General features: G+C 38.2%; 3 protein-coding genes and 1 pseudogene. 1 reads left to right on the top strand and 3 read right to left on the bottom strand.

Annotated features, from left to right (window positions below):
- The 3 genes and pseudogenes from AC1DND_RS21510 to AC1DND_RS21500 all read right to left on the bottom strand — a co-directional run.
- A pseudogene (locus AC1DND_RS21510) lies at positions 1-294 on the bottom strand (ABC transporter ATP-binding protein); the annotation flags it as partial.
- A gap of 88 nt (positions 295-382) precedes the next feature.
- A complete protein-coding gene (gene truA, locus AC1DND_RS21505) occupies positions 383-1135 on the bottom strand; it encodes a tRNA pseudouridine(38-40) synthase TruA (protein WP_477584670.1) in 753 nt (250 codons plus the stop codon).
- A 71-nt stretch (positions 1136-1206) separates the two neighbouring features.
- Positions 1207-3696, bottom strand: coding sequence for a prolyl oligopeptidase family serine peptidase (locus AC1DND_RS21500; protein WP_477584669.1), 2490 nt, complete (start codon positions 3694-3696; stop codon positions 1207-1209).
- 353 nt (positions 3697-4049) lie between these two features.
- On the opposite strand from AC1DND_RS21500, the gene AC1DND_RS21495 reads away from it, so the two are divergent.
- A partial coding sequence (locus tag AC1DND_RS21495) for a DUF4293 family protein (RefSeq protein WP_477584671.1) occupies positions 4050-4179 on the top strand: 130 nt, incomplete at its 3' end.

The raw sequence follows: 4179 nt of genomic DNA, 5'->3' as shown, positions 1-4179 counted from the left end.
GCGGATAACCGATTGACCTAATGTATTGGTTAAAAGCGTGTGGTTATATTGAATCAAAGTTTGTAAGATCAACATAAAGATCATCAACATGGTCATATTCACCAGACCAGAATAATTTCCGGTTAAAATATAATGATCGAGTGTATACTTAATTAAAAACGGACGGACCGGAGAAATGGCCGCAAGCAGAATGGTTAAAATAACCGACCACACAAAAACGGCACGGTAAGGCTTTACATATTGAAAAATACGTTTCAGTAATCCGGTGTTGTATACGTCGCCTGTAACTGCCATTTTTTTTTAGTTTTGAATGAAAGAATTTCGAATTATTGAATGTTATAGATACTTTTTCATTCCCTCATTCAATCCCTCTCTCATTCAATCATTTTATATAATCGTATTCTATCTTCACTAAATACAAACCGCAGGCAGGCACCGATTGCCCGGCCTTACTGCGGTTTTTACTTTCTATTATTGCTTTAAAATCTGTTAAATTTATTTCTTTTTTACCGATCTGTACCAAAGTACCCATAATGGCTCTTACCATGTTGCGTAGAAAACGGTCGGCCTGAATGGTAAAAACCAATCCATCTTCCTGTCGCTCGAAAACGGCTTTGCTTATTTTACAGTTATTGGTAAAAGTTTGCGTGTTTGATTTACTAAAACACGAAAAATCGGTATAGTTTAATAACAGTGCCGCTGCCTCGTTCATTGCTTCCACATCCAGTTTATCTTTAACCAACCACGATCGGTTAAGTTTAAAAGGATTCTTTTCGAAGTGAAGGTAATATTTATAAGCACGGGCAGTGGCATCGAAGCGGGCATGGGCATCATCATGTACCGGTATAATCCGTTTTGCTGCAATTTGATAAGGCAGCATGGCATTAATACCGGTTACCCCACTTAAAACCTTTGCCTCTTCTACACTTTCAACATCAAAATGCGCATAAAAATCAGTAGCATGCACGCCTGCATCCGTTCTTCCACAGCCCAACGTTTCGATGGGCTGTCTAAAAAAAACAGACATAGCCTTATCTAACAATTCCTGAACGGTAATTGCATTAGGTTGTGTTTGCCAGCCATGGTATAAGCTGCCATCATAAGCCAATTGGATGAAGTACCTTTTTTTACTCAAAGCGATGCAAAAATACTTTTTTCCTTTTATTTAGAAGGAAAGCGTTCTACATTTATTATAAGTAGCCATAACTAAGGCTTAGCGGTATTTTTCTCGTCAAACTGCCACTTATTATCGTAAAAACCGGCCAGCTTAATGCCTTTGCTTCCTTCTTTTGGTAACTCAGATGAAAAAATCATAAAATCAGGGAAACCACTACCTCCAGCAAAATACTGGTTGGCATAAGCCGCTTTCATCCCTTTTACTCCAGTACTGGCCACTACGCCTATCAATAGTTTATTGTCGTGCTGAGGCCAAATGTAATATGCGGCTAAATCATCGCCTTTCAACACATGTTGTTTCGTGGTTATTTGCGAATTGCTTACTTGTATAGGACAATCTTTAAGTAATTTATTCCAGGCTGTATTATTTTCGGAGTTTCCATATAAAATAATATTACGCCCCTGGTATTTTGATGCTGAAAATTCTTTATCCATAATGATATCAATAGCTCCATTGCCCCGGTAATACCAGCTTTCAGCATCGTATTTGGCTTTATTTAAATTAGCCAGATTGACTTCGGCAGAACCGTTTGTTCCTACCACAAAAACCATTTTATGATTAAAAGCTTCTTTAAATGTGCCATATCGTAACGGATTTTTATCTCTTTTGTCAATTTTGGTGATGATTTGCCACGCATCGTTATTTTTCTCTAAAAACAGGGTATCGTTAACGCTTTGTGTGGTATAATTAATAACTGTTAAACTATCTAAAGTAATTTTTATGGGTGTTTTTGCAACATAATCTGTTAAAGCCAATTTTAAAAGCGCAACGTTCTCGGTTTTACCAACAATGGTTGATAGCTTCCTGTCTCTTGTTAAAATGATGCGACTATATTGTAAAGGCTGCGTTTGCTGATAAATAGTAGCCCAGCGATAAGTAGACGAAATTCCGGGACTGGATGTGGTAAAATCGATGCGGTTTACAGCAGAATCGGCAGCAATAGTATGCCACTTAAAAAAACTAAAAATAGGTGGCCAATCTACACTTTGATCACCGAACCAGTGCTCGCCACCTGGATATTCATAATAACTAAAATCGGCATGAAAACCAGCAAGCAATTTCTTCATTTGCCTTGCATAACTAACAGGCACTACCCTATCCGCATCGCCATGCAAAACATAAACGCCCAATGGTGTATAATTAGTCACTAATTTCGGAACATCGCTCTGGTTGCCAGCTCTTAACAACATCCTTTCGACCATATTTTTACTACTATCAGGGATTTTCCCATCGGCAGAACCGTAATCTTTAAGCGAAGCATAACCTGCGGCAGGCGCAATAGCAGCCCATTTATCGGGATAAGTGGCGCCTAAAAACCAGGTACCATGTCCACCCATAGAATGGCCGGTGAGGTAAATCTGTTTATCGTTCGGTTTAAACTGATCCTTTGCCAACGCCAGCACTTCTAAAGCATCCTGTCTACCCCAATCTTCCCAATTAAAACCACGTGGCCTGCGGTTAGTGGCAGCAACTACCGTTCCCCAATCTTTAGATTTATAGGCTTTAGCCTGACCAATGGCTTCAACACCTGCACCGTGGACCGACAGAAATAATGCTGAATTTGGTTTCCAGCCGTTAAGTTGCGGGGTAACTGCGAAATACTGCAAGCTGCCATCAATTTTACTGATAAAAGTCTGTTTATAGCTTGATGAATTTGCTAAAGCTTCAATTACAATCGTTTTCTGATCTACATTTGTTTTGTTCTGTAAGAGTTGTATTTCGAGATTATAATTACCTGGTGTGGTTATGGTACTTGCATCTAACTCAAAAATCACCTTCCTCATGCTCAGTTTGGCGATACGCGAAATGGCCACTTCCTGCTGTTTACCATTTAAAACAGTTTTGATTTGCAAATCATTAACATCTTTCAAAGAAGAATTACTTACCGTTAATGCCCCTTTTAGTACACCATTTGCCTGATTGAGCACAATACTCGGTAAAGTAACGTCGTCTGTATGGATGATTAACTTTTTAGCATTAATAATGATCATTGGCAATATGCTGGCACCTCTTACAAAAAGCTCGTTTACACCTTTTTTTAATTGAACCGGAATATTCATATAAGCCGATGCATAGGGATCGCCCATATGTGGGGTACCATTGAAAAACAAACTATTGCCTCCAACTACATTTAAAATTGCGGTTTGTTCTTTTGGGGAAGTATAAGTAATGTAGATATAATCAGAACCTCTATCTATGCTACCTGGATTCAGGAAAGGATTATTTGTAGCCTGAAAAGATCTTCTGGAGAATGCACTAAAACGGCCATTAGCATCTGCTTTAATTGCTTTCCACAATATTTTTTGGCCATCTTTTCCTTCAGAAAATGCCCCATTTTCGGTGGGACTCTGTAATTTTCCATTCGCCATTTGCCAGGCCAGTAAATCGGTATAAACGGCTTCGCGGCCATAGCGGCTACCACTGGCTACCGTTAATGCCTGCTCAAATTTAAGGGTATCTTGCGCAAAGGTGTTTGTTGCAGCAAGTAGGAGAATTAGAAAAAGTAAGTTTTTCAGCATAAACGTTTTATTAACAAACTGTTTAATTTCGTTTTTATATTTTACTTGTCATCCTGAGCTTGTCGAAGGATAAGCTTTAAAGGCATTTCGACAGGCTCAACGTGACAACCTGTATAAATTTTTCATCATTTTTTAACCAGTCGCTAAGTATTCCAGTTAAAAATGTATTTCTTTAAAGCAGTAATACCGTGGGTAACTGCTTAACTGAGAAAAGCATTAAATCTGTTATGGTTTGGATGGAAAATCAAATGTATTAAAACTTAGTGTTTTTAACAAAATCTCCGATTAGCAGGAAGAATGTTTTTTCAAGGTTGAAATAGAATCCCTATAATTGTTTATTATTTTAAATTGACATGATACAAAGAATACAATCGATCTGGCTTTTTTTAGCAGCATTAACCTTAGTTTTAATGTTGTTTTTACCTATCGCCACAAAAGATGTTGCAGGAACAGAATCAGCGGTATATACCACCGGGCTATACC

The sequence above is a fragment of the Pedobacter sp. 01N416 genome, assembly GCF_056399685.1.
Note: the sequence above shows the minus strand (reverse complement) of the source record. Positions and strands in the feature narration are given on the sequence as shown.

What these genes read in the sequence shown, in the direction of transcription:
- AC1DND_RS21500 (WP_477584669.1), bottom strand. Translation starts at nt 3,696, where the DNA reads ATGCTGAAAAACTTACTTTTTCTAATTCTCCTACTTGCTGCAACAAAC.